Source organism: Kribbella sp. NPDC004875, from assembly GCF_042873375.1.
Taxonomy (GTDB): Bacteria; Actinomycetota; Actinomycetes; order Propionibacteriales; family Kribbellaceae; genus Kribbella.
Genome location: NZ_JBIALI010000002.1, coordinates 697,842 through 718,291, shown reverse-complemented (window position 1 = coordinate 718,291; position 20,450 = coordinate 697,842). Strand labels below are relative to the sequence as shown.

General features: G+C 70.0%; 24 protein-coding genes and 1 riboswitch. Of the genes, 6 read left to right on the top strand and 18 right to left on the bottom strand.

The genetic code is table 11. From position 1 onward, the window contains the following. Positions 1-115: 115 nt before the first annotated feature. The 12 genes from ACFYRH_RS14475 to ACFYRH_RS14420 all read right to left on the bottom strand — a co-directional run bounded on the left by ACFYRH_RS14475 (position 116) and on the right by ACFYRH_RS14420 (position 10,581). Complete coding sequence (locus tag ACFYRH_RS14475) at positions 116-1,414, bottom strand: serine hydrolase domain-containing protein (protein ID WP_387773667.1); 1,299 nt, start codon at positions 1,412-1,414, stop codon at positions 116-118. Then, positions 1,414-4,254: an aminomethyl-transferring glycine dehydrogenase gene (gene gcvP, locus ACFYRH_RS14470; RefSeq protein ID WP_387773664.1), complete on the bottom strand. Its 2,841-nt coding sequence runs from the start codon at positions 4,252-4,254 to the stop codon at positions 1,414-1,416. Before gcvP ends, ACFYRH_RS14475 begins: the two co-directional genes overlap by 1 nt. An 84-nt stretch (positions 4,255-4,338) precedes the next feature. After that, a riboswitch (glycine riboswitch) is annotated at positions 4,339-4,426 on the bottom strand. Between the two features lie 16 nt (positions 4,427-4,442). Beyond that, positions 4,443-4,628, bottom strand: coding sequence for a hypothetical protein (locus ACFYRH_RS14465; RefSeq protein WP_387773662.1), 186 nt, complete (start codon positions 4,626-4,628; stop codon positions 4,443-4,445). Positions 4,629-4,658: 30 nt separating this feature from the next. Next, the gene (locus tag ACFYRH_RS14460) at positions 4,659-5,321 is read right to left on the bottom strand and encodes a MerR family transcriptional regulator (RefSeq protein ID WP_387773659.1); all 663 of its coding nucleotides are present in this window, start codon (positions 5,319-5,321) and stop codon (positions 4,659-4,661) included. A 174-nt stretch (positions 5,322-5,495) separates the two neighbouring features. Next, a complete protein-coding gene (locus tag ACFYRH_RS14455; RefSeq protein ID WP_387773656.1) occupies positions 5,496-5,990 on the bottom strand; it encodes a bifunctional nuclease family protein in 495 nt (164 codons plus the stop codon). Between the two features lie 85 nt (positions 5,991-6,075). Next, positions 6,076-6,771: a MerR family transcriptional regulator gene (locus ACFYRH_RS14450; protein ID WP_387773653.1), complete on the bottom strand. Its 696-nt coding sequence runs from the start codon at positions 6,769-6,771 to the stop codon at positions 6,076-6,078. Beyond that, a complete protein-coding gene (locus tag ACFYRH_RS14445; RefSeq protein WP_387773650.1) occupies positions 6,758-7,294 on the bottom strand; it encodes an FHA domain-containing protein in 537 nt (178 codons plus the stop codon). Before ACFYRH_RS14445 ends, ACFYRH_RS14450 begins: the two co-directional genes overlap by 14 nt. A 139-nt stretch (positions 7,295-7,433) precedes the next feature. Continuing rightward, complete coding sequence (gene gcvH, locus ACFYRH_RS14440) at positions 7,434-7,817, bottom strand: glycine cleavage system protein GcvH (protein WP_387773647.1); 384 nt, start codon at positions 7,815-7,817, stop codon at positions 7,434-7,436. A gap of 51 nt (positions 7,818-7,868) precedes the next feature. Beyond that, positions 7,869-8,777: a DUF881 domain-containing protein gene (locus ACFYRH_RS14435; RefSeq protein WP_387773644.1), complete on the bottom strand. Its 909-nt coding sequence runs from the start codon at positions 8,775-8,777 to the stop codon at positions 7,869-7,871. Position 8,778: 1 nt separating this feature from the next. Beyond that, positions 8,779-9,111, bottom strand: a complete 333-nt coding sequence (locus tag ACFYRH_RS14430) for a small basic family protein (protein ID WP_131352136.1) — start codon at positions 9,109-9,111, stop codon at positions 8,779-8,781. Continuing rightward, positions 9,108-9,980: a DUF881 domain-containing protein gene (locus ACFYRH_RS14425; protein ID WP_387773639.1), complete on the bottom strand. Its 873-nt coding sequence runs from the start codon at positions 9,978-9,980 to the stop codon at positions 9,108-9,110. The genes ACFYRH_RS14430 and ACFYRH_RS14425 overlap by 4 nt, the downstream gene beginning before the upstream one ends. A 4-nt stretch (positions 9,981-9,984) precedes the next feature. Next, positions 9,985-10,581, bottom strand: a complete 597-nt coding sequence (locus tag ACFYRH_RS14420) for a CDP-alcohol phosphatidyltransferase family protein (protein ID WP_387773636.1) — start codon at positions 10,579-10,581, stop codon at positions 9,985-9,987. 205 nt (positions 10,582-10,786) lie between these two features. Here ACFYRH_RS14420 and ACFYRH_RS14415 point away from each other — a divergent pair, with 205 nt between their 5' ends. Further along, positions 10,787-11,155 (top strand): YciI family protein, encoded by a 369-nt coding sequence (locus ACFYRH_RS14415; protein WP_387773633.1) that lies wholly within the window; start codon positions 10,787-10,789, stop codon positions 11,153-11,155. Further along, the gene (locus ACFYRH_RS14410) at positions 11,155-12,357 is read left to right on the top strand and encodes an RNA polymerase sigma factor (RefSeq protein ID WP_387773630.1); all 1,203 of its coding nucleotides are present in this window, start codon (positions 11,155-11,157) and stop codon (positions 12,355-12,357) included. The genes ACFYRH_RS14415 and ACFYRH_RS14410 overlap by 1 nt, the downstream gene beginning before the upstream one ends. On the opposite strand, the gene ACFYRH_RS14405 is transcribed toward ACFYRH_RS14410, so the two are convergent. After that, positions 12,326-13,096 (bottom strand): class I SAM-dependent methyltransferase, encoded by a 771-nt coding sequence (locus ACFYRH_RS14405; protein WP_387773627.1) that lies wholly within the window; start codon positions 13,094-13,096, stop codon positions 12,326-12,328. The two genes, ACFYRH_RS14410 and ACFYRH_RS14405, sit on opposite strands and share 32 nt — an antisense overlap. Positions 13,097-13,185: 89 nt before the next feature. After that, positions 13,186-13,566: a VOC family protein gene (locus tag ACFYRH_RS14400; protein ID WP_387773624.1), complete on the bottom strand. Its 381-nt coding sequence runs from the start codon at positions 13,564-13,566 to the stop codon at positions 13,186-13,188. A 55-nt stretch (positions 13,567-13,621) separates the two neighbouring features. On the opposite strand from ACFYRH_RS14400, the gene ACFYRH_RS14395 reads away from it, so the two are divergent. Beyond that, entirely contained in the window at positions 13,622-14,233 is a 612-nt protein-coding gene (locus tag ACFYRH_RS14395; protein WP_387773621.1) for a GNAT family N-acetyltransferase, read from the top strand. Between the two features lies 1 nt (position 14,234). Here ACFYRH_RS14395 and ACFYRH_RS14390 read toward each other — a convergent pair whose 3' ends face one another. Next, on the bottom strand, positions 14,235-15,845 hold the full coding sequence (locus ACFYRH_RS14390) for a DNA polymerase Y family protein (RefSeq protein WP_387773618.1): 1,611 nt from the start codon (positions 15,843-15,845) through the stop codon (positions 14,235-14,237). Continuing rightward, positions 15,845-16,786: a hypothetical protein gene (locus ACFYRH_RS14385; protein WP_387773615.1), complete on the bottom strand. Its 942-nt coding sequence runs from the start codon at positions 16,784-16,786 to the stop codon at positions 15,845-15,847. The genes ACFYRH_RS14390 and ACFYRH_RS14385 overlap by 1 nt, the downstream gene beginning before the upstream one ends. A gap of 77 nt (positions 16,787-16,863) precedes the next feature. Between ACFYRH_RS14385 and ACFYRH_RS14380 the strand changes: the two genes are divergently transcribed. The 3 genes from ACFYRH_RS14380 to ACFYRH_RS14370 are packed head-to-tail and all read left to right on the top strand — an operon-like array spanning position 16,864 to position 18,628. Next, entirely contained in the window at positions 16,864-17,415 is a 552-nt protein-coding gene (locus tag ACFYRH_RS14380; protein WP_387773612.1) for a hypothetical protein, read from the top strand. A 5-nt stretch (positions 17,416-17,420) separates the two neighbouring features. Beyond that, positions 17,421-17,885 (top strand): PPOX class F420-dependent oxidoreductase, encoded by a 465-nt coding sequence (locus ACFYRH_RS14375; RefSeq protein ID WP_387773609.1) that lies wholly within the window; start codon positions 17,421-17,423, stop codon positions 17,883-17,885. Continuing rightward, a complete protein-coding gene (locus ACFYRH_RS14370) occupies positions 17,885-18,628 on the top strand; it encodes a PIG-L deacetylase family protein (RefSeq protein ID WP_387773606.1) in 744 nt (247 codons plus the stop codon). The genes ACFYRH_RS14375 and ACFYRH_RS14370 overlap by 1 nt, the downstream gene beginning before the upstream one ends. Here the strand turns inward: ACFYRH_RS14370 and ACFYRH_RS14365 are convergent. Both ACFYRH_RS14365 and ACFYRH_RS14360 read right to left on the bottom strand, forming a co-directional pair. After that, entirely contained in the window at positions 18,594-19,283 is a 690-nt protein-coding gene (locus ACFYRH_RS14365; RefSeq protein WP_387773603.1) for a GntR family transcriptional regulator, read from the bottom strand. The two genes, ACFYRH_RS14370 and ACFYRH_RS14365, sit on opposite strands and share 35 nt — an antisense overlap. 154 nt (positions 19,284-19,437) lie before the next feature. Continuing rightward, positions 19,438-20,385, bottom strand: coding sequence for a zinc-binding alcohol dehydrogenase family protein (locus ACFYRH_RS14360; protein WP_387773600.1), 948 nt, complete (start codon positions 20,383-20,385; stop codon positions 19,438-19,440). Between the last annotated feature and the right edge of the window lie 65 nt (positions 20,386-20,450).

The following is a 20,450-nucleotide window of genomic DNA, read 5'->3' as shown; positions in this document are numbered from 1 at the left end:
GTGCATCGCGGTGCGTGGTCAGTGGCCTCGATGCGGAGCATCGTGGGCGCTGGGCACGTGCCGTGAGGTGCGTGCCTGGGCGCCGAAAGCGCCGTCTAACTTCCGACTCAGGACACTAGCTGCCGTACGGCGTCCTGGTCAGGACAAATGTCGCCGCGTCGAGATGCACGATCGTGTCGCCGTCGCGGACGACCCGGACCTTCTCACCCGCCAGGTAGCCGTCACGACCCACGTACAGGTCGGGTCCGAGCGGCGAGAGCCGGGTGCTGAGACCACCGGAGAGCTGCAGAATTCCGGCCGTCGCGGAGATCGTGAGCGGCGTGTTGCCCCAGTACCAGTGCCCGAGCAGCTCGGCGCCCTGCGCGAGTGGCGGCTCCGGGACCCACTCCTGGGCGATCGGCGGTTCGTGACGCATCAGGATCCGCACCAGCTCAGGCGCCAGCGACGCGACCCGGCCGTACGTCGCGTTGCCCAGCGTGACCGCGCCGACCCGCCGTACCCGGTCGACGAACAGCCCCGCGAGGAAGCCCGGCATCGAGCCGGTGTGACCGATCAGCAGATGCGGGTCGTCCGCGATCAACCGCAGCCCCAGCCCGTACGACGCGGTGAGTCCCTCCCGCGGGTCGGAGGCGACCGGAGTGGCCATCTCCTCGACCGACTCCCGGCTGAGCACCTCGTGCACCGGATCGATCCAGAACGTCGCGTACCGCGCCAGGTCCTCGATCGTGCTCCACAGCTGCCCGGCCGGCGCCATCGCCCCCGAGTCGTACGCCGGCTCCGGCACCAACTGCCCGCTGAACGGGTCCACGGAGAACCCCTCGGCCGCCGGGCGCGACGGGAAGTACGTCGTCCGCCTCATGCCGAGCGGGTCGAGGATCCGGGTCTGGGTCAGCTCGAACCACGACGTACCCCGTAGCCGGGCGACGATCTCGCCGAGCAGGCCGTACCCGAGGTTCGAGTAGTGGTGCCGGCGATCCGCCGGCCCGACCGCCTGCGAGTCGTCCATCGCCGCGGTCAGCTCGTCGAACGTGACGCCCGGGTTCCGCTCCCACCACGGACCGGCCGGCTCGGCGTTCATCCCGCCGCTGTGCGCCAGCAACTGCCGGATCGTCCGGTCCCCGAACGCGATCCCCGGCAGGTGCTTGCCCACAGCATCGTTCAACGACAGCAACCCGTCGTCCCGGCACTGCATCACCAGGATCGCCGTCAACGTCTTGGTGATCGACCCGACCCGATACTGCACATCGGGCCCCGGGGCCGCCCCGTCCCCGGTCGCGAACCGCCCCCGCGCCCCGCTCCACACCAAGTCCCCGTCCCGAACCACCCCGGCGTTCACCGACGGCAGCCGCCCCTCACTCTGCGCCGCCGCAATCTCCGCGAACAAAGCGGCGGCAGTGTCCGAACGCAGGGTCATTACTCGAAGGCCTCCGGCGCCGGGCAGGAGCAGATGAGGTTGCGGTCGCCGTAGGCGCCGTCGATGCGGCGGACCGGGGGCCAGTACTTCGAGGCGCGGTCGACCGAGCGCGGGAAGGCCGCCTCCTCGCGGGTGTAGGCGTGCTCCCACTTGTCGTTGATCACCGACTCGGCGGTGTGCGGCGCGTTCACCAGCGGGTTGTCGGCGGCCGGCCACTCGCCTGCCGCGACCCGGTCGATCTCGTGCCGGATCGCGATCATCGCGTCGCAGAAGCGGTCGAGTTCGCCGAGGTCCTCGGACTCGGTCGGCTCGACCATCAGCGTGCCCGCGACCGGGAACGACATCGTCGGCGCGTGGAACCCGTAGTCGATCAGCCGCTTCGCGACGTCGTCGACCGAGATCCCGGTCTCCTTCGTCATCGGCCGCAGGTCCAGGATGCACTCGTGCGCGACCAGCCCGTTCTCGCCTGTGTACAGCACGGGGAACGCACCCTCGAGCCGTTTCGCCACGTAGTTCGCCGTCAGTACGGCGGCCTTCGTCGCGGCGGTCAGCCCCTCGGCACCCATCATCCGGATGTACGCCCAGGAGATCGCGAGCACCCCGGCCGACCCGAACGGCGCCGCGCTGATCGGCCCGACACCGGACTCGGGACCGGCCTGGTCGAGCAGCGGGTGGTTCGGCAGGTACGGCGCCAGGTGCGCCGCGACCGCCACGGGACCAACACCCGGACCGCCACCGCCGTGCGGGATGCAGAACGTCTTGTGCAGGTTCAGGTGGCTGACGTCGCCGCCGAACTCACCCGGCTTCGCCAGCCCGAGCAGGGCGTTCAGGTTCGCGCCGTCGACGTACACCTGGCCGCCGTGCTCGTGGACGATCGAGCAGACCTCGCGGACGCTCTCCTCGTACACACCGTGCGTGGACGGGTAGGTGATCATGATCGCGGCCAGCCGGTCGGCGTGCTCGGCGGCCTTCGCGCGCAGGTCGTCCAGGTTGATCGTGCCGTCGTCGTTGCCCTTGACAACGACCACCTTCATGCCGGCCATCACCGCGGACGCGGCGTTCGTGCCGTGCGCGGACGCCGGGATCAGGCAGACGGTGCGGTCCTGCGAGCCCTGCGCGTGGTGGTAGCCGCGGATCGCGAGCAGCCCGGCGAGCTCACCCTGCGAGCCGGCGTTCGGCTGGATCGAGACCTTCGCGTAGCCGGTCACCTCGGCCAGCCAGCGCTCCAGCTGGTTGATCAGCTTGGCGTAGCCGGCCGCGTCCTCGATCGGCGCGAACGGGTGCAGGTCCGCGAACTCCGGCCAGGTGACCGGCTCCATCTCGGTGGTCGCGTTCAGCTTCATCGTGCAGGAGCCGAGCGGGATCATTCCGCGGTCCAGCGCGTAGTCCATGTCGGACAGCTTGCGCAGGTAGCGCAGCATCGAAGTCTCCGACTGGTGCGTGTTGAACACCGGATGGGTCAGGTACTCCGACGTCCGGGCGACCGCGATCGCCGGCGCGCCGAGCGTGTCGTCGTACTGGCCGCCGAAGGACTGGCAGACCCGGGTCAGCGTGGCGACGTCGGTCTTCTCGTCGCAGGAGATGCCGACGTGGTCCGCGTCCACGAGCCGCAGCCAGATCCCGTTCTGGCGGGCCGCGTCGACAACGTCGGCGGCCTGCCCCGGGACCCGCGCGAGCACGGTGTCGAAGAAGTCGTCGTGCACGACCTCGATGCCACTGGCGCGCAGCGAGGCGGCGAGCTTGCCGGCGTACGAGTGCACGCGCTCGGCGATCGCCCGCAGTCCGTCCGGACCGTGATAGACGGCGTACATCGACGCGACCACGGCGAGCAGGACCTGCGCCGTACAGATGTTGGAGGTCGCCTTCTCGCGGCGGATGTGCTGCTCGCGGGTCTGCAGCGCCAGCCGGTACGCCGGGGCGCCGTCGGAGTCGACCGAGACGCCGACCAGGCGACCGGGCAACGACCGCTCGAGACCGGACCGCACCGACATGAAGCCGGCGTGCGGACCACCGTAGAACAGCGGTACGCCGAAGCGCTGCGAGGAACCGATGACGATGTCGGCGCCGGCCTCACCCGGTGCCTCGAGCAACGTCAGCGCGAGCAGGTCGGAGGCCACGGCAACCAACGTGTCGCGCCCGTGCGCCGCCTCGATCAGCGGCTTCAGGTCGCGGACGGCTCCGTTGGACCCCGGATACTGCACCAGGAAGCCGAAGAAGTCACCGTCCGGCAGACCGCCGGTGGTGTCGGCGACCACGACCTCGATCCCGAGCGCCTCGGCGCGCGTCCGCACCACCGCGATGGTCTGTGCGAAGCAGTCCGCGTCGACGAGGAAGCGGTCGGACTTGCTCTTCTTGTTCGACCGGTGCGCCAGCGTCATCGCCTCGGCGGCCGCGGTGCCCTCGTCGAGCAGCGACGCGTTCGCGGTCGGCAGGCCGGTCAGGTCGGAGACCACGGTCTGGAAGTTCAGCAGCGCCTCGAGCCGGCCCTGGGAGATCTCCGGCTGGTACGGCGTGTACGCGGTGTACCAGGCCGGGTTCTCGACCAGGCGGCGGACGATCACCGACGGCGTGAACGTGCCGTAGTACCCCTGGCCGATCATCGAGGTGGCGACCGTGTTGCGGGCCGCGAGCTGGCGGAGCTCGGTGAGCGCGTCGACCTCGGAGGCCGGTTCGGGCAGCCGCATCGCTTCGGCGGACCGGATCGAGGCCGGGACCGCGGCGTCCACGAGCGCGTCCACGTCGTCGTACCCGAGCAGCTGGACCATCCGGGCGATCTCGTCCGGGCGCGGACCGATGTGCCGGTCGGCGAAGGTTGCCGAAAGGTGGGGTGAGTTGTTCATCTAGAGGCTCCGTTGCTGACAGTGCGTCCGGTCGCCTCCCCCTCTGTCACACCCTGCCGTGCGGGCAGTACGCTCCAGAGTCGCCTGTGACACTCGGTCCATGGGCCTGAGAGGTTCCGGGGAGGAATTGCCCCTTCGGCGCCCGAACACGGGTCTCTCCCGAGTGTTGTGTACGGCTGAACCTGAGGCTACCAGGAATCTTCGAACAGTTCGGGCAGCAGCCGGCGGGCGTCCGGCCGCGCCGCCGCTACCTGCGCTCCGAGCACCTGGGCCTGGGACTCCAGGCGGGTGAAGTCGATCGAGTCGTCCGCGTTCAGCGGTAACAGCAAGGTCGCCCACACACCGCGCAGCGAGTTGGCGGTGAGTGGGCGCACAGGAGGGGCGGAAAAGGGCCGAAGGCTGGGTCAGCCCGTCATCCGGGCGCGGCGGCGGGCGGCGAGCTCGTCGCCCGCGTGGCCGTCCTCGTCCGACTCGTCGTGACCGTCGGCACGTTCGGTGGGCAGCTCGGACAGCGAACCCTCGACCTCGCGCCAGACACCGCCGAGGGCGATACCGAACACGCCCTGACCGCCGGCCAGCAGGTCGATCACCTCGTCGGGCGAGGTGCACATGTACACCGACGCGCCGTCGCTCATCAGCGTGATCTGAGTCAGGTCGTCGAAGCCGCGCTTGCTGAGGTGGGCGATCGCGGTCCGGATCTGCTGCAGCGAGATCCCGGCGTCGAGCAGCCGCTTGATCACCTTCAGCAACAGCACGTCACGGAAGCCGTACAGCCGTTGGGTGCCGGAGCCGGTCGCGGGGCGCACGGACGGCGAGACCAGACCGGTACGGGCCCAGTAGTCGAGCTGCCGGTAGGTGATCCCGGCCGCGGCACACGCGGTCGGACCGCGGAACCCGACATCCTCCGGCATCGGCCGCAGGTCGTCGTCGAACAGCAGACCCTGAACGCCGGCGGTGGCAGTGGCTTCGGCCACGGCCTCGGCATGCGCGTCGGACGTCGACGTCAGATCCGTGTCGCCGGTGCGTGTCACGCCTGAGCCTCCCTGGTACCGATCGGAACGAACCATCTCCGTGGAGTGACAACACCCCACGACTCCTTCACGGTAAGCCGCGGCCTGAACCGGGTCAACGACAACCGCGTCGAGCCGGGAGCGTGTCGCGACTGCCGCACGAATCGTTACCTAGTCGCTCTTGTATCACCCGAGGCACATCGGCGGGTCGCAGTTGACTTCGGACCCGGATCAACTCTTGTCGAAATCCTCCGGGGTGACCTGGTCGAGGAACTCCCGGAACCGCTCGACCTCCTCTTCCTCTTCGACCTCGTCGGCGCCGGTGGTCTCGCTCTCCGGCACCGGGATCCCGGCCTCGGCGAGGATCTCCTCGGTGCAGAACACCGGCGTCCCGGTGCGCAGCGCGAGCGCGATCGAGTCCGACGGCCGCGCGGAGATCTCGGTCTTGTCGTCGAAGACCAGGATCGCCTCGAACACGCCGTCGGTCAGGTTCACGATCCGGACCTGGCTGAGGGTGTGACCGAGCACCCGGATGGTCTCGGCGAACAGGTCGTGGGTCAACGGCCGCGGTGGCTCCATGCCCTGCTGAGCGAACGCGATCGCGCTCGCCTCGGCAGCACCGATCCAGATCGGCAGGTACCGCTCACCTCCGACCTCTCGCAACAGCACGATCGGCTGACTCGAGGGCATCTCCACCCGGACTCCGACCACGTCGACTTCGCGCACACCTTCAGCCTACTCCGCAGTCAACCCACCAGCAGTCCCGCGGGGTGTGCCACGGTCCGCACAACCGTGCGCGCCGTTCGCCAGGTCAGCGGGGCAGGCGGGAGCGGACCAGCGCGGTATGGAGACGCACGGTGAGGGCCGCCAACTCCGCTGTCTGTTCGGTCCGGCGGGGCCCGGTGACCTGCTCGATCAGGCCGACCTCCCGATCGGCCGCCGTACGGAACGCGCGCAGGTGCCGCGGCTCGAGACCGTACGCCGCCAGCTCGGCGGCGACCTGGGCGACCACGATCGCGTCGCCGCCGTAGTGGTTGCCGCTGGCCACCACCAGGCCATGACTCTCCAACTCGCCCAGCAGCTCCGCGGACACGCCCGCGGCGGCCCGCAGCTCGTCGCGGGTCATCCGCAACTCGGTGCCCGCGGCACCGAAGTCGTCCGCGACCGGCTGGCCCGGAGGCTGCGGCGACGAGCTCGGCGCGACCGGTGGGCCCGCGGCCGCCGGCCGCAGGCCGCGATCGATCGCGCCGAGATACTCCTTGATCACCTTCAGCGGCAGGTACTGGTCGCGCTGCGCGGTAAGCACGTAGCGCAACCGCTCGACGTCGGTGGCGCTGAACTTGCGGTAGCCCGAGGGCGTCCGCGCCGGCGTCACCAGACCCTCGGCCTCCAGGAACCGGATCTTGGAGATCGTGACGTCCGCGAAGTCGGCCTGCAGGAGCTGCAGCACCTCTCCGATGCCGCGGCCGTCGACAGGCCCCTCGGCGGTGGGATCAGGCTTGGCCACTGGCGTAGTACACCAACCGGTACTTGCCGATCTGGACCTCGTCGCCGTTGTTCAGCTGGACCTCGTCGATCCGGTCCCGGTTCACGTAGGTGCCGTTCAGGCTGCCGACGTCGCGGACCTTCACGCCGTACGGGTCCCGGCGGAACTCGGCGTGCCGGCGGGACACGGTCACGTCGTCGAGGAAGATGTCGCTGTCCGGGTGCCGGCCGGCGGTGACCACGTCGACGTCGAGCAGGAACCGGCTGCCCGCGTTCGGCCCGCGCTGGACGATCAGCAGGGCGGACCCGGCCGGCAGCGCGCCGACGGCGGCCACGTCGTCGGCCGACAGCGGATCACCGGTGCGCTCCGGCTCCGGCTCGGCGCCGATCGGGGTCAGCATCGCCGTGTCGGTGACACCGGGCTGAGGCTGTGGGTTCGCCGGGGCTGCCGCCGGGCGGTCCGCGCCAGGCAGCATCGCTCCGCACTGCGAGCAGAACCTGCTGCCCTCGGAGTTCTCGTGCCCGCACTGGTTGCAGAACGGCATGCTGTGATCCTCCCGATCGCCGGCGGTCCGGCGACGTTTTCGATAGACCCCGTATGAACAGTGTGACGTGCTGGAACAAGATGAGGGGACCTCAACCCTCGACCAGCGGTTGAGGTCCGGTAACGCTATCAGCTGACGATCAGCTCTGGTCGAGCTGTCCCTGGTAAGCCTCGGCGTCCATCAGCGCCGCGACCTCGGCCGCGTCCTCGACGTCGATGTCGATCAGCCAGCCCTCGCCGTACGGGTCGCTGTTCACCAGGTCCGGCTGGTCGGCGAGCGCCTCGTTGACGGCGGTCACGGTGCCGTTCACCGGGGCGAACAGGTCGCTCACGCTCTTGGTCGACTCCAGCTCGCCGCAGGCGTCACCGGCGCGCACCGTGCTGCCGACCTCGGGCAGCTGCACGTACACGATGTCGCCGAGCTGGTCCTGGGCGAAGTCGGTGATGCCGACGCGTACCGGGCCTTCCTCGCCGGCCTTCAGCCACTCGTGCTCGGCTGTGTACTTCAGGTCTTCGGGGTACACCTTCGTTCCTCTTTCGCTCAGGACAGCTACGAGTACAACTCAGCGTTCGGACTACTTGGTCGGGCTGGGCGCCGGGCGAGCGTAACGATGCTCCTCCGGGGCGTGCAAGGCGGTCACGGTCAGCGAGCCGAGCTCGGTCACCTCGGCGGTTCCACCGACCTGCGGACCGGTCACCTCACTCACCAGGCCGCCCGGGAAGTTGGCCGCCTCGGACAGGTTGTGCGACTCCCCGATCGCCTCCACGACGTACGGCGAGTTCACCTTCCGGCCGTCGATCCGGATCCCCGGCGCGTCGTCCACGAAGTCGGTACTGGCGACCACCCGGACCGCTCCGTTGATCTGGATCGCCTCGGCCCCGGCGTCCCGCAGTTCCTCGATCGCGTCCAGCAGGTTGCTCGAGGTCATCTTGCCCTGCGGGTCGTTCAACGTGATCCGGACCCCCGGGCCCTGCGCGGGCAGCGTGCCGGCCAGGATGCCGAGCGTCCGCACCTGCGCCTCGGCCTGCTCGCGGGCGGTCTGCGCCTTGTCGGCGCTGGAGGACAGCGAGTTCTTCCGCTCCTCCAGGTCGGCGATCTCGCTCTCCAGCCGCCGGGTGTTCTGCCCGAGGCCGTCGAGGATCGCGATCAGGTCCTCGCGGCGGGCGTTCTGGTAGCCGTCGTCGGCCCGGTTGACCCGGACCTGGACGACCGCCACACAGGCGACCAGGGCGAGTACGACGGCGACGATCGCCTGCCCGCGGGACGGCTTGAACCCCGCCCGCAGCCGGCGCAGCGCCAGGTTCGGCGTCTTCGGCTTCGGCATCGGCGTCGGCACCTCGGGCTGCTCCGCCGCGGGCTCCGGCTCGCCCTTCGGCGCCGGCTCCGCGTCGTGCTTCGGCTCTGGCTTCAGATCGGGCCTCGAGTCGGGCTTGGAGTCGGGCTTGGAGTCGGGGGGCTTGGGGCCGGGTTTGTCGTCGCTCATGTCAGGCCCGGAAGATGTGCCGGCGGATCGCCGCCATGTTGGTGAAGATGCGGATGCCGAGCACGACGACCACACCGGTGGACAGCTGCGAGCCGACGCCGAGCTGGTCACCCAGGTAGACGATCAGCGCCGCGATCAGCACGTTGGACACGAACGAGACGACGAACACCTTGTCGTCGAAGATCCCGTCCAGGAACGCGCGCAGCGCGCCGAACACCGCGTCCAGCGCGGCCACCACCGCGATCGGCAGGTACGGCTGCGCCCACTCCGGGACGTCGGGCGCGACCAGCAGACCGATGACGACACCGATCACCAGCCCGAGTACGGCGATCATCTCGTTCCCACCTTCGCGTAGCGCAACGCGATGGTCGCATCGGCCGGCACCAGCAAGGAGTCCTCCGTCGTGATCGTGCTCCGGACATCGAAGTTGCTCACCAGGTACTGCACCCACTGCCCGCCGGAGCTCTGCGCGAACCGGGCCGGCATCGTCGCCGTGTCACCGATCGCGAGCACCGTGTACGGCGGGGTGAGCGAGCTGTAGTCGACCGTGATCGCACTGCCCGCGCCGCGGATCGCGGTCAGCGAGGTGATCCGGTGACCGTTCACCGAGATCGCCTCCGCGCCCGACGTCCACAGACCGTTGACCAGCTGCTGCAGGTCGACGTCGAGCAGCCGGCCTTCCTTGGCGTCGGCGTTCTTCGCGTCGTCGATGACCGCTTTGAGGCCGGGGCCGGTGACCGCGATCGCTCCGGTCTGCAGCTCCAGGTCGTCGAGCTTCTGCTGCAGTGCGGCGCCCGTACTGTCGTTGCTCAGTCCGCTGGCCTGCAACCGGCGTACCTCGTCGGCGAGGTTGGACTGGTTGTTGCGCAGACCGGTCAGCCGGGAGTCGGCCTGGTTGATCCGGTCGACCAGCTCGTTGCGCTGCTTTTCCGCCTCGGGCGCACTGCGGTAGTTCTGCGCCGCGGCGACCGCGAGCAGGAAACCGAGCACGACCGTGGCGGCCACCAGCATCACCCGGTGCCGGGACCGGAGCGGCCGGTCGCCCTGGGTCGACCGGGTCCGGGCGGCGACGGCGTACCCCTCGTCGAGCGGGTGCGCCATCAGGTTGTTCAGCAGCGACATCGACGCGTCGACGCGCCGCGGCTGCTGCGGCGCCCGCTGGTTCGGCGGCTGCGTCGGCTGCTCGGGAGCTTGCTGTGTCACGGGTCTACCCGGCCGCGTCCTTGATCGGTTTCACCGTCTGGACCAGGTGCCGGAGCTGGGCGAAGTACAGCGCGCCGGCCCAGTAGTACAGACCGGTCCCCCAGATCGCGAACGCCCAGCCGAAGACGCGGGCCAGCAGGTTGAGCGTGCTGTCGCCGTCGCCGAGCAGGAGCAGGGGGAACGCGTACAGCAGGCAGAACGTGGCGGACTTGCCGAGGAAGTGCACCGGCAGCGCGTTGAAGCCGCGCCGGTGCAGCGCGGGCAGGGTGAGCGTGAGCAATACGTCCCGCAGCGGCAGCGCGATCGCCAGCCACCACGGGATGATGTCGCGCAGCGCCAGGCCGATCACGGTGGCGAAGATGTACAGCCGGTCGGCGACCGGGTCGAGCATCTGGCCGAGGCGGCTGGTCTGGTTCATCCGGCGGGCGATCTGGCCGTCGGCCCAGTCGGTGAACCCGGAGATCGCCAGCACGAGCAAGGCCCAGCCGTCCTCCTGCGGACCGAGGACGAGCCACAGGAACAGTGGCACCCCCAGCAACCGCAGGAAGCTGAGCGCATTCGGGATCGTCCACACCCGGTCGGACACTTCCAAGTCCGGCACGCGACCCCTCCCTCTCTCACCCTGATACCCGTCGTAACTGTACTGGGGAGCGTCGACAGGTTTACGCCCGGCCATGCCGGGGCAGGCCCGGAGTTTCCCCTGATACCTGAACGCGCCCGGCAGCAGGCCGCTACGGGTACAGCGAACCAGTGACCCGATCGATATCCAAGGGTGATGCTCCGACCCAGGACACTAGGCTGAGGAGATGAGGTTCCTGGTGCTGATTTACGGAAACCCGGAGTCCCGCGCCGTCTGGGACTCGATGACCGACGAGCAGAAGCAGGAAGGCATGGCGGGGTACGCCGCTCTGCACGAGGCACTCGCAGCGCGCGACGAGCTGGTCGCGTCGGAATCGCTCGAAGACCCCGCGCTGACCAAACAGGTGTTGGTCCGCGACGGCAGGCCGATGACGACCGACGGCCCGTTCGCCGAGGTGAAGGAGCAGCTGGCCGGGTTCTACCTGCTCGACTGCGAGTCGATGGACCGCGCCGTGGAGATCGTCGCGCAGATCCCGGAGGCCCCGTTCAGCGTCGTGGAGGTCCGGCCGGTGCGTGATCTCGGCGCGTACACCTGATGCTCGAGGAACTGCTCCGCGAGCAGGCGCCCCAGGTGCTGGGCGCGCTGGTCCGGCGGTACGGCGACTTCGACTCGTGCGAGGACGCCGTACAAGAGGCCCTGCTGGCCGCGTCGCTGCAGTGGCCGGGTGAAGGGGTGCCGGCGAATCCGCGCGGCTGGCTGATCACCGTCGCGTCCCGGCGGCGCATCGAGGTACTGCGGAGTGAGGCGGCGCGCACGCGACGTGAGGAGACTGTCGCGTCGTGGAGCCCGCCAGAGCCCGTGCCGGCGGACGACGACTCGCTGACGTTGCTGATGCTGTGCTGCCACCCGGCGCTGACGCCGCAGTCGCAGGTCGCGCTCACGTTGCGTGCCGTCGGCGGACTGACGACGGGTGAGATCGCCCGTGCGTTTCTGGTGCCCGAGGCAACGATCGGGCAGCGGATCAGCCGGGCGAAGGCGAAGCTGCAGGGCGCGCGGTTCGCGATGCCCCCGGCGTCCGAGCAGCCGGAGCGACTGGCCGCCGTACTGCATGTGCTGTATCTGATCTTCAACGAGGGCTACACGGCGTCGTCGGGTGACGCCTTGCATCGGGTCGAACTGAGCGCCGAGGCGATCCGGCTGACTCGGCTGCTGCGCGCGCAACTGCCGTCCGAGGGCGAGGTCGCCGGACTGCTCGCCTTGATGCTGCTGACCGATGCGCGACGGCCGGCACGGACGACGGCGGACGGTGCGTTGGTGCCGTTGCCGGAGCAGGACCGGACGCTCTGGGATGCCAACTCCATTGCCGAGGGCACCGAGTTGATCACGTCGACGCTGCGGACCGCACCGGTCGGTGCGTACCAGCTGCAGGCCGCGATCGCGGCGGTGCACGACGCGGCGAAGAACGCGGACGACACCGACTGGCGCGAGATCCTGATGCTGTACGAGCTGCTCGAGGCGACCGCGCCGGGCCCGATGGTGACGCTGAACCGGATCGTCGCGGTCGCGATGGTGCACGGCGCCGCGGCCGGGCTGGCGTTGCTCGACGACGTGGATCCGGCGCTCCGGGACCACCATCGGCTGGCGGCTGTCCGTGCGCATCTGTTCGAACTGTCCGGCGACACGGCGGCCGCCCGGGAGGCCTACGAGGTCGCTGCCCGGCTGACCCAGAGCGTTCCCGAGCGGCGCTACCTGCAGTCCCAGGCGGCTAACTTGGGAGCTTCGGCCGGCCCCAACTGAGCTCCGCCTCGATCGTCAGGTCCAGTACGCCGTCGTGTGCGTACGGGCTCAGCGCCTCGGTCACGCCCGCGTCGAAGGCGGCGGCCTCGTCGGCGGGCATCAGGCCACGGGCCAGGCTCGACGTGGAGTGCAGCTTCTCGATGTAGTCGGTGACCTGCTGCTGGTACGTCACGCGCTCGGTTCGCGCCGTACCGCCGAGGTCGAGCAGGCCGCGTTCCCGGATGGCGTCGACGACGTTGTAGTTCGGGTCGTGGTTCTTCTTGCGGGTGTGCCGCTCGATCACCGGGATCAGCCGGTCCCACCAGGGCTCGTCGACGGCTCCGTGCTCGATCACGACGAGCTGCGCGTTCGGCGTCAGGTGCGGGACGATCCGGGCGAACGTCTCCTCCCACGGCATCCAGTGGATGCTCGCGCCGGCCGTCACCAGGGCATACGGCCCGGCGAGGTCCGCGGTCTCGATCGGGTTGACCTGCCAGCTGATGTTCGGGTGGTCGCCGCCCGGACGCCGCCGGCCCGCGTCGACCATCGGCTCCGAGAAGTCGATCGCGTCCACGTGCTCGACCCGCGGCGCCAGCGGCCGCGCGATCGCGCCTTCCCCTGCTCCGATGTCGAGCACCCGGCGCGGCTCGTCGGTGATCAGTGCGACGAGCCGGTCGAACACCTCGTCCGGGTACGGCGGCCGGTGCTGGTAGGCCTCCGCCACTGCCTGCTGCTGGAACGTCGCCGCGAGTTCGGTCATGTTCCGGAGCCTAGACCCGGATCCGTGCTGTTCAGGCGGTTTCTGCTCCCGGCCTAGCCCGGAACTCCGGCCGCTCCAGGCTCGTTGACTCACTCCCAAACGGTCGAGCGCTTCTCGAAATCCTCCGGGTCGCTGTGCACCGGGATGACGCAGAGCAGATGACCGCCCGGCGCCCGGAGCGTGTGGCAGCCCTGCCAGTCGGCGATCTCGACCGCGCCGAGCCCGACCAGCCGGGTGACCTCGGCCGGTACGTCGTCGGTCTCGATGTCGAGGTGGTAGCGCGGCTCGTCGTCGACGGACTGAATGGCGGTCACGTACCCCGGCACCGCGTCGTGCAGCGAGATGAACTGCGGCTCGCCCTCCGGGGACGACGTACGGACGCCCAGGGCCTGGGACCAGAACGTGGCGGCCTGGTCCACCTCGCTCTGCTTGACGTCGATCAGGAACGTGGACACTCGGCTCCGATGCATATCGACCAACCTATCCGGACGCGAGTCGTCCGGAAATGGGATTACCGTGCTGCGCATGCAGGTGATCGAGGCGTCACAGGTGACCGTCGCACCGGCGAACGAGGTGCCGTGGGAGGACCTGCAAACTGTCCTCGGTACGGCGGACGCGGGCCAGTGCCAGTGTCAGCGGTTCAAGATCCGCGGGTGGATCTGGCGGGACTCGACGCTGGACGAGCGGATGACGAGACTCCAGGACGAGACCGCGTGCGGCGTGCCGGACGCGCCGTCGACGAGCGGGCTGGTCGTGTACGTCGACGGCGAGCCGGCCGGATGGGCCGCGGTCGAGCCGCGAACGGCGTACCCGAAGCTGCGAACCTCGCGGGTGCCGTGGACGGACCGCAGCGAGGACAAGGACGACGAGAGCGTCTGGGTGGTCACCTGCCTGGTCGTCCGCAAGGGCTACCGCGGTCGCGGACTCAGCTACCACCTGGCCCGCGCGACCGTGCCGCACGCTCGCGCCCGCGGCGCGCGGGCGCTGGAGGCCTATCCGATGTTCACCCAGCCCGGGAAGACCATCACCTGGGGCGAGTTGCACGTCGGCCCGCACCAGGCCTTCGAGGAAGCCGGCTTTCGCCAGATCAGTCACCCGACGCTCCGGCGCACCGTGATGCGCATCGATTTCGAGTAGGTCAGTCGTAGGTGGCCTGGGCCTGCCAGGCGGCTCGGTGGAGGGTGAAGAGCCAGGCGCGGGTGTCGGCGGTCTGGAACTGGAAGCGGGCCTGCCGGGACTCGCTGCCGGGGTCCCACCAGCGCTCGGACGTGAGCCACGGACCGGCCCAGGCGGTGATCGGATGGATCTTGTTGCTGTCGGCAACTTGGACGCCGCGGGCGGGGCTGGACAACAGGGAGAAGGCGGTGGGGACACCGGACAGCTCGCCCCGGGCACTGACCGACACCTGGGTGCCGTCCGCGGCGAACACCTTCGCGGGGATCGGCTCCGGGAAGACCATGGTCGGTGCGAGCGTCGGCCAGCGCTTCGGGTCCGCGGCGGTGATCGCGCCCGGCCACGGCTGGTCCGGTGATCGGGCCGGCGTCGGCGGATCGCCCCACGGGACCAGCGTCTGCCGCTCGGCGAACCCCCGCCCGCCACCGATCACCACCGAGACCACGGCACCGTGGCCGAGCATGCTCTGCACCCGCGACAACGCGCGGTGGATCCGCTCGTCCGGCCCACCACCCCACAGTCCGTCGACATGGGCGCCGACCGGGTCCGCCTGGTCCGGGATCAGGCGGATCCGGACGACCGGTGACGTCAGCTCGCTAGTCGCCGTACCGCTGCCTTGGAGTTGCCAGCGCACGCGGTCGACCACGTCGGCCGCGGTGAACCAGCGTGGGTGCAGCCATTCGCGCTCGTGGATCCGCCCGGACTCGGTGCCGACCTCGACCCGCAGCGTCGTACACACCAGGCCGAGCTCGGTCAGCCGGGCGATCAGTTCGTCGGCGATCGCGCGGACCGCGAACGCGACCTGGTCGACCCGGTCCACGGCCGGCTCGAAGTCGAGCGACCTGGTGAGCTCCGGCGGGATCTCCCGTCCGGTCACCGGACGATCGTCGCGGCCCCGGGCCAGGCGATGCGCGAAGGCGCCGTCGGGGCCGAACCGGGTGAGCACCTCGGTCCCGGACAGTTGGGCGAACGCGCCGAGCGACCGCAGTCCCAACCGGCGCAGCAGATCGGTCAGTGCCGGCTGCTCGAGCAGGTCGACCGACAGCGGCGCGAGGAACTCCGGTGAACCGCCGGGCGGCACCACCTGCACGCGGGTCTGCGCGGAGCTCACCCGCGCCGCCTGCTCCGCGGCGAACGGGCCGTCGGCGATCCCGATCCGGCCGCCATGGACGTCGTACGTCTCCAGGCGGTCGAGCAGCTTCTCCGCGGCCGCCTCCTCACTGCCGTAGAACCGCGCCGGACCGCGGGCCTTCAACGCACACATCCCCGGCCGGATCACCTGCACACCCGGCGTGATCGCCTCCAGGCAGGAGATCACCGGGTCGAACGCGCGCGCGTCGATCACCGGGTCGTACTTCAGCACCACCAGCTCCGGGCACCTCGACTGCGCGTCCCGGGCCCGCTGCCCGCGACGCACCCCTTCGCGGCGCGCGGCGGCAGAGGTGGCGAGCACCTTGCCCTTCTCCAGCACCGCGATCGGCTCCTCCGGTGACCGTCCGGTCGCCACCGCGGCCGCCGCCACCGGCCAGTCCGGCACCCAGATCACCATCGTCCGGGTCGGTCCACGGCCACTCATCAGCCCACCGCGCCGATCTGTTCCGCCCACTCTCCCTGGCGGCCGGGGGCTTCTTCGCGGGCGCCCTCGGCCGGCCCGGCGGAGCGGATGGTGCCGTCGGGGGCGGGCAGCCAGAGGTGTTGCCGGGCACGAACGGCGGCGCGCCGGCCGGTCACCGCGACCGTCGCCTTCCGGGCGGTGAGCAGGCCTTCACCGTCGCCGAGCCCCGTCCAGGTGCTGCTCTCGATCTCGAACCTGGCTTCGCTGCCGGGCCAGGAACCGTACGCGATCAGCATCGCGCCGCGGGTCCGGAGCCGGGCGGCGAGCCGGGACGCCTCCCCCGGTGTCACCTCGCCGGGCGGACGAACGACGACGACGGTCAGCGCGTCGACCAGCGCGGCGACGACACTGAGCCAGTCGTGGCCCGGATCCGGGACCAGGACGAGGCGGTCGAGGTCGACGCCGAGCCCCCGTGCCGCCTCGGCGCCGAAGGACGGGACACCGACGACACCACACCAGGCCCCCTCCGCCGACGGTCCGGCCATCAGCGCCATCACGAGCGCCGCACTCCCCCGGACGGAGTACGCCGATCCGCCGCGCAGACTCGCCCCGGCCAGCAACTCGCTCACCGCCGGATGGGTCGGCAGCTCGCGATCGACTCCCGCCGTGTCCAACGCCTGCTGCACCTTCGCCACCGATGGCAGCCGGGTCGCCCCGTCCACCGACGCCAGCCGCACTCCGGCGTGCTCCTGCTCGGGATGCGTTGGGTAAGTGTCTGGATCGAAGCTGGTGACAGTCGCGAGCCGGGCGGGCTGATCGTGGTCGTCCGGCAGCGGCTCGGCGGCCAGGAACTCGGCGAACGCAGGCTCGGCCGCGGCCTTCTGCGCCTTGGCCTGGGCAAGGAGCAGGCGGGCCTGGTCGAGCGCCGTGACCCGGCTCCGTGATGCCTCGCTCCCCGTCATAACCCCATGTTCGAACACCTGTTCGAACATGTCAATGTGGTCATCCACAGGGCCCTCGCCTGACTAGAGTCCGGGGTATGCGACGCGTCGAACACCCTCGGTTCACCACCGCTCTCCACCAGATCGAGGCCAGTATCGACGCCGCCTGGGACAGTTTCCGCGCGACCTCCGGGGTACCGGACGGAACCTCGGAAGCCCGCGAACTCGCCGAGATCGTGCTCCAGGACACCTCTGAGTTCGACTGGCGAATCGTGGACGGCGCGCTGAACCAACTGACCTGCTCCGACTGCGGCGCCACCCTCGGCGCCGGCGCCGAGGGATGCCCGAGCTGCGACAAGGCGAACGGCTTCCGTTTCGCGGCACGGGAGACCGACCGTCCCGGCGTACCGCCCGGGAACGAGCACGCGATCCGCGTCTCCTCCGCGGTGGCGCGGACCCGGCACCGGTACACCCCGCGGGCCCGGGCCGGGTACGAGCTGCTCCTTCCGGACCTCCTGCAAGGTGTGCTTCCCACGACCGCGCAGGCGCAGCGACTGAAGCATCTGGTCAATCAGTTGAGCGACGACGAACTGGAGTGCCTGGTCGCGCCGGCGGACCTGACCGGGCGCATGACCGGGCGCATAAGGTGAGACCCATGCCGAGGACTATTGCGACGAACACCAAGGTCGAGCTGGACGGGTTGCTGGAGTTTGTGCGGCCGCGCCATCACATGCTGTTGCTGACGACCCGCGCGGACGGGACCGTGCAGGCGTCGCCGGTGTCGGGTGGGGTGGACACCGAGGGGCGGATCGTCATCTCGTCGTACCCGGAGCGGGCCAAGAGCACGAACGTGAAGCGGAGCGGCAAGGCCAGTGTGGTCGTGCTGTCGGACGAGTGGAACGGCGCCTGGGTCCAGGTGGACGGCAGTGGCGAGGTGATCGAGCTGCCGGACGCGGTGGAGCCGCTGGTCGACTACTTCCGCGCCATCTCCGGTGAGCACCCGGACTGGGACGAGTACCGCGAGGCGATGGTGAAGCAGGGCAAGTGCCTGATCCGCATCACCCCGGAGCGCTGGAGCCCGGTCGCCACCGGCGGATTCCCCGCGCGCCTCGCCGACTGATGCGTACGGCGCTTGTCGTCCATGCGCACCCGGACGACGAGGTGTTCGCCACCGGCGCCGCCACCTCGGTTCTCAGCGAGCAGGGCTGGCGCGTCGTACTGCGAGTCGCGACCGCAGGTATGCATGGAGCCGCCGACCACCTGACACCCTCCTGCGCACTACTAGGGATCGACGAGTGGGACTGGCTCGGCGCTGCGAACCAGTGGATCGACGACGGCGGCAAGGACGGACCACGCACACTGGCCGCCGCACCGACGGAGGACATCGCCGCAGCGATCGAGGCCGCCGCACTGGCGACCAAGCCCGAGCTGATCCTCACCGTCGGCAGCGACGGCCTGACAGGTCACCCGGACCACATCGCCATCTCGCAAGGAGTCCAGCGAGCACTCCGCCGTATTGACTGCCGTGCATTGGGTGCACGCGTCAGAACCCAGGACGTGCGTGCTGGTGAGCAGTTGGTCCAGCAGATCGCCCCAGGCCAGCAGATCGGCTCTGGAAACATCAAGGGCTGCGAAGACGGCACATCGCTCGTCGAGATGAGCGGAGCGTCCGAGCAGCGCAGGCGGCAGGCTCTGGACAAGTACTACGACGGTCTGGGCAGCAAGCCACTCGCAGAGCTGCTCGGCGTCCACCGTTCGACCAGCGACGGCCTGCTGCTCCGGGCCGTGTACGACGCGTCGGGTTGGCAGCTGGACCGGTTCGAGGAGCTCACTGCTTCGAGCGACGCTCCATCGTCTCGGTGATGCGCTGCATAGCGCCCTCGAGGTGTTCGCGGAGCGCAGCCTCCGCGCCCTCCTCGTCGTGCGCCGTGCACGCGTCGAGGATCGCCTGGTGCTCCCGGCGGGTCTGCTCGATCCGGGCCTTCGTCTGCCGGGAGCCGAACCGGTACCGCTCGCTGTTCTGCCAGACCGGCTCGATCGCACGCGGCAGCCACCGCGAGCCGCCGGCCCGGTAGATGGCGAAGTGGAACTCGGTGTGCGCCTGCCGGGAGGCGATGTTGTCACCGGCCTTCGACAACCGGACGTGCTCGGCCAGCGCGGACCGGGCCGTCGACGCATCCGAGTCGGAGAACCGCGTCGCGGCGGCACGCACTGCCAGCGACTCCAGCGCCAATCGCGTCGCGTGCGTGTCGCGCAGGTCTTCCATCGACAGCTCACGGACCCACGCGCCCTTGTGCGGGACGATCTCGACCAGTCCAAGCGCGGCCATCCGGCGCAGCCCTTCCCGGATCGGCATCTGGCTCATGTCCAGCCGTTTGGCCAGCTCCTCGAGCCGGAGCGCCGTACCACTGGGGAGCTCGCCGGACAGGATCAGCTCGTGCAGCTCGGCGGCGGCTTCCTCGGCGAGCGTACGACGGCCGGTCGGCCCCCCAGGCGTGAGCTCGAGTCGTCGGATCATCAGTAGCAGGCTGCCTCTCTCCTCCACGCTGCGTACAACTCTGGAGGTACCGTAGCCGCCGACCGGGTATCTGGAGGCCTTCGACGACGGATTGCTCAGCCCAGGGCCTCACCAACGCCTGTGGTCTAGGCCACCTAGCCGAAAGCAGGCAGCGTCAGCGCAAGGCCGTCAGGTCCAGCAGAACCCGTCCGGTCTGCCGGTCCAGGACGTCGCCGGCGCGGTCCGCCGGGACCACGTCGTAGTCCGCTCGCCAAGGCACCGATGCGATGTCCGCCAACGCCTGACCCACCGCATCCGGTGCCAGCGTGGTCCGCTGCAGATTCACCGGCAGCACCCGCAGGTCACGGCCGATCAGCTGGTGCAGGTCGATCGTGGTGAACTCACCGGACTTGTAGCCCAGTACGGCGATCCGCCCGCCCGGAGCGATATGCCCGAGCACCCCACCGGCCACCGGACCACCCATGGTGTCGATGGCCGCATCGCACCACTGCAGCTCCCGACCGACCTGACCCAGTCCGTCGACTCGGACAACCTGGTCGACCAGTCCGGTCGTGCTGTCCACGGCGTCGCCCTCCGACACCAGACCGATCACCCGAGCCGCGCCGGCCGACCGTGCGATCACTGCACACATCCGCCCGATCAGACCGTTGACGCCAGTGACCACCACAGTCTCGCCGGCCAGCACCTGCGCAACCCGACGTACGGCGGTGTGCGCAGTCAACGCAGGCGTCAGCAGTGCAAGCGCCACGGCCGGCTCCAACGACACAGGCAGCCGATGTACGGCGGTATTCGGCACAACGGCGTACTGGCCCCACACGCCCGGCTTGGTCGCGCCGACACCCTCGCCACGGACGACCACCGCCGTACCGGGCTCGACGACGTCCGAGCTCACCACCACACCGGTCCCCTCGGAACCGGGAACGAACGGCCCGCTCGACCTGGCCGGCTGCTTGCCGGCCAGCGTCGTCCGGTCGACCGGAGTCACGGCAGCCAGCCGCATCTCCACCAACGTCTCACCCGGACCGGCGGCCAGCTCGACCTCTTCGGCCTTCAGTTGCTCCCCCGGTCCGTGACTGCGCAACACAGTCCCCCGCGTACTCATGCCTCATCCCCGTTCAGATCCACCAAGATTTGATATCTGATCACGACCTCGACCAGACGAAACAC